Genomic DNA, 4,224 nt, shown 5'->3' with positions numbered 1-4,224 from the left:
CCGGCCGTCTGTCCGGTGCGGAACTGGGCGGCCTGGCGCGATGCTGCGCAACTGCGCTGGGGGGCAGCCTTCCGGGGGATCGATGCGCATGGCACGATTGGGGATTCATTGTCGGTGCCGGGGATCCGGTTTGTGCTGGACCGGGCTCTGGGCCGCCCGGATCGCCCGGCCTACCGGGTGCGTCGGACAAAATCCGGGTCCCCGCCAGAGTCCTCAGTCCGGACGGCGGCGCGCCGACGCACGACAATGCCCGCCCCGGACTGGGTCCGGACGACGCTCACGGTAAGTGGTCCGGTGGACGCGGTGGCCCGGTTCCGGGCGGCGGCCCAGGGTCCGGGGATCATTCCCTGGCAGGTGGATTTCGACTACGAACAGGCCCGCCTGCTGGCGCCGATGGCGAGGAAGGGGGCACAGGCGGTGACGCTGGCCCGGCTGCTGCGCCAGGCGTCCGAGCGCCTGCATCGGATTGCCCTGCAGCATCAGGCGGCGGGCACGCCGTCATGCGCGTTTGACCTGCACCGGCTGGTGCCGGTTCCGGGTCCCATTCTGGAAGCCGGGGCGGACTCCCGCGTGGCGGCGGCATGGCTGCAGGCGCAGTGGGGCACGCTGCTGCCGTTGCGCCGGGTGGAGGTCGAAGGGATGCGCGACCAGCGCATCCGCCGCAGTGCCCGGCTGGTCTACCGCTTCTGGTCGGCGGAATGGACGCCGTGGCAGGCGCTGGCCCGGGTGCGGACGGACTGGCCAGAGCTGGTGTTCGACATCCGGCCGCAATACGCGCGGGCTGATGCCGGGAAGACCGCCAATGCTACTTGACGAGGAAGACTGGGGTGATCCGCCGCGCCGGCGGCCGCGCCCGGCGGTGCCCGAGTTCCATGTCGAGGGGTTTGACGGGCCGCTGGACCTGCTGCTGGATCTGGCGGAACGCCAGCGTCTGGATCTGGGCGTGCTGTCCATTGCAGATCTGGCGGCCCAGTTTGTCGCTGAGGCGGAGCGGTTGGCCTGCACGACGCCGCTCATGCAGCGTGCGGACTGGGTGATCTGGATCGCCCGGCTGGTCTTCCTGCGCTCGCGGCTGCTGTTTGCCACCCAGGCAGAAAAACAGCTTGCCGAAAATGAAGCGCGCCGGACCGTCGGCCAGATTGAAGGGCTGTTGCAGATGCGCGCAGCGGCAGACTGGCTGGAAGCGAAGCCACAGCTTGGCGTGTCGGTTTTTACGCGGGGCGGAACAGACGTGGATCGTAGTGATTCTGTACGGCAAGGGACGTATTTCAGTCTGATGGAAGCCTGTCTCAGTGTACTGGAGCGGGAACTGGCGCAGATTGAGTTCTCGGTTCCGATCTATCGGATTGATGTGCCTGCCTACTGGCGTGTGACCGATGCATTGGCCTTTATCCGAGCGAAAATGAGAAACGGAGCTTTCCGAAGCATATGGGACTGTGTTCCTGCGACGCCGTTTGCTGAGCCTGAGGGATTAATCGCTCGTCGAGCGGCTGTAGCTGCGACATTTGTGGCTGGGCTGGAATTGGTGCGGCAGGGAGACGCATCGATCGATACGGTCGTATTTCCCATGGCATGATGTTAGCGATTGCAGACTCTTTGGAATGAGCGGGACAACGCCACGATGGAATGGTGTGCACGGCAGCCGAAGGCAGCACAAGCGCAGCGATATGCCGCTCTGCAACGTAGCGGAAGCCTTTTCCCTGTTCTAGAGAATTTCCTGGCTTTCGTTGCATCCTGTGACCTCAAAGAGGTCCGCATCTGGGGCAATGGTGCCGCATTGACAATATGTTGCTGTCCGAACTGTACCGCCGCCTCAAGCTGCGCGTGTCGTGGCAGTTCTTCAATGACCGTTGCTTCCGACTATTCACTCTCTGATGGCCACCTGAAAGAGATCGAGAATATCTTCGAGTGCGAAGATTCCATTAAGATTCATCCTGGCAGCTTCCGATAGTTTTGGAATGGCACGTTCGAAGATTGCCAGATTGATCTCCTCATTCAATCGGGAGGGATAGAGAATACCGTCAGGTTTGGCAGGATGGTTATGGAGTGCGAGTGACCATTGGCGCGCGGGACGCTGGTCCGACCCGCCGACTACATCGCTGGGAATGCCCATCCTTAAGGGATTGTCGCTCCGCAGATCGACAACCCGCAAATCAGTGACCACCACGATCTCCGCATAATCACGGTCGGTGATTTCCTGCTCGGCGAGCAGAAGCTCTCCGATTACGCCATCACGACTGTCGCGCAGGATGGCTTCCACGAAACAAACCTTCAGGGTGCTGCCGACATAAAGAACCCCAAACCGCTCAGGTGGCGGCAGATCCCTAGGATCGCTGAACCGGCTCTCGTTCTTGCCGAAACCCAGAGTGTCCGAAAACCGCCGCAACAGGATGCGCCCATAACGGGTACCGGCTGGTACTGTTGTCACAACGAGGTCAGCTTGGTCGAAGTTGCTGGGGGGTAGGCTTGCGGACGACATTTACGCGAAGGTGCCCTCGGCGATACTGGCCGCGACCGAGAGGACGCGTTTATCTTCTCCTTTCTCTAAGGCCGCGATTGCAGTCCGTCCTTCGAGTTCAGGGTGCCTTTGGGTGAGGAACCGGTAAATGGTCCACGGACTGTCGCCAAGCGCGGTAAACAGGTTCGGGATGATAGCGAACGGACGACCGTCGCGATCGAGTTGCCAGGCCGGGTAACGATAACCGCGTGTCGGGCCTTCGAGGCCGATCAGCTGGCGAGCGTGCCGACGGGCATTCACCGTGACACGGGTTGTTCCCATGCGCCGCGCCAGTTCTTCCGCCGTCACCATATCCTCATGGGCAAGAATGCTGGCGGCCAGCGCCTCGCCACGCGCCTTCGCGCGCGCCAGACCGCTACCGGCCGTGCGCTCCGCCGCCTGTGTGCCTGCAATGTCCTGATTCTCTGGAGGATGCACAATCCGGACTGTACCTTCGGGCGTGACTTCGACTGAAAAGCGGACGCCACGTCCTGTTTTCCGGGTCTCCGCCAGCGCGTGGCCGAGATTTTCGATCACAGAGCGTGCTGTTCCCACCTGTCTGGCGACAGATGTCAGCACAGTGCGTCCGACAGGAATGGAAACGGGTTGCACGCCGCGTGCGCTGAGAACCACAGCGCCGCTACGCGTTTTCGCCGCAAGGCGGCGCGATTTTGTGGTGAAAGAGGATGCAGTTGCTCGGGGCATGGCGTATCTCCTGCCGTATTCTTCTCATTTTCGATAAATCTGTCAAGTCCGATAAGTTCGTAAAGGTATGGCGTTTAACGTCATGCTTTCATGACCTGTTAGCAGCCTGTCAGTTGTCCAGAATTTCCAGGGCTGGAAGGTTCTTCACAATCTTCATGGTTTCCAGGCTGATCGTGATGACACGCAGGAACAGGTCCAGTGGATAGCGGGGGTCGTTCATGGTTTCGATAGCCCAGTCATTGGCGTCGTTGACGATACCGCTGGCCTTGTCGGTCTTCACGCATTGACGTTCCACTACCCAGTCGAGCGCAGGCTTGCCGTTCACCACGTATTCATAGGCTTCGAGAGGGATACCTGTGACAGTAATGCGGTCATTGTAATGCAGGATGGTTTTATCCTTGCCCTTGCCGTATTTCATCTGTGTCACTCGATAATCGGCGGGTGTCAGGGGCTTGTTTCCCGCATCGATCTGCACGCCCTTGTAGATGGGTTGGCTGTCGAAATTTACGTGTATTTCGCCTAACCTGCGACCAGCTTCAGAGAAGGCTTTGAAGGCTTCGTATGTCTTCACACGGGGGATGCGTGGCAGTTCCTTCCGCAGAGTATCCGCATAGCGTTCCTGGTAATCCGGGGAATGCAGAAGGCCATAGACATAATAAAATAGGTCTTTCTTGGTGATGACCTGACCCGGATAAGCATTCTGGAAATGCTTCAATCCTTCATCCGTAATTGCATCACGACGAACGATTCGTGATTGAGAAGGTTTCTGCCCAAAGAAGTCGCCTTGCATATCGCTCATCGTTCTTTCTCCTGTTCGTAGAGGAACATCGGAAAGCATTGAGTGCCGTCGATATCCACCATATGCAGACTCGGGAGGGCATTGCACATCAGGGCGCTGAAGGCATTTTTCTGCCCCCCGCTCGACAGGCAAATCACCAGATTTTTTTCTTGCTCCTCTATCAATGTAGTGTATAATTTTTCTGTTCTGTTCTGTTCTGTTCTGTTCTGTTCTGTTCTGTTCT

The 4,224-nt window shown here is 59.1% G+C and carries 5 protein-coding genes and 1 pseudogene; 2 read left to right on the top strand and 4 right to left on the bottom strand.

The features are described 5' to 3' along the window. Window positions 1-813, top strand: a pseudogene (locus B7449_RS03295) (transposase); the annotation flags it as partial. Beyond that, window positions 803-1,576, top strand: coding sequence for a segregation and condensation protein A (locus B7449_RS03290; RefSeq protein WP_034931780.1), 774 nt, complete (start codon window positions 803-805; stop codon window positions 1,574-1,576). The pseudogene B7449_RS03295 and the gene B7449_RS03290, both read left to right, overlap by 11 nt. A gap of 288 nt (window positions 1,577-1,864) precedes the next feature. Here B7449_RS03290 and B7449_RS03285 read toward each other — a convergent pair whose 3' ends face one another. From B7449_RS03285 to B7449_RS23480, 4 genes are all read right to left on the bottom strand, one after another. Then, window positions 1,865-2,479, bottom strand: a complete 615-nt coding sequence (locus tag B7449_RS03285) for an RES family NAD+ phosphorylase (RefSeq protein WP_019087516.1) — start codon at window positions 2,477-2,479, stop codon at window positions 1,865-1,867. Then, a complete protein-coding gene (locus B7449_RS03280; RefSeq protein ID WP_235721341.1) occupies window positions 2,480-3,202 on the bottom strand; it encodes a hypothetical protein in 723 nt (240 codons plus the stop codon). It abuts the gene before it with no gap. A 109-nt stretch (window positions 3,203-3,311) separates the two neighbouring features. After that, entirely contained in the window at window positions 3,312-4,001 is a 690-nt protein-coding gene (locus B7449_RS03275; protein WP_007396367.1) for a type ISP restriction/modification enzyme, read from the bottom strand. Continuing rightward, on the bottom strand, window positions 3,998-4,224 hold a 227-nt coding region (locus B7449_RS23480; RefSeq protein WP_048883224.1), incomplete at its 5' end, for a type ISP restriction/modification enzyme. The genes B7449_RS03275 and B7449_RS23480, both read right to left, overlap by 4 nt.

The organism is Komagataeibacter intermedius TF2, assembly GCF_000964425.1.
Lineage (GTDB): Bacteria > Pseudomonadota > Alphaproteobacteria > Acetobacterales > Acetobacteraceae > Komagataeibacter > Komagataeibacter intermedius.
Note: the sequence above shows the minus strand (reverse complement) of the source record. Positions and strands in the feature narration are given on the sequence as shown.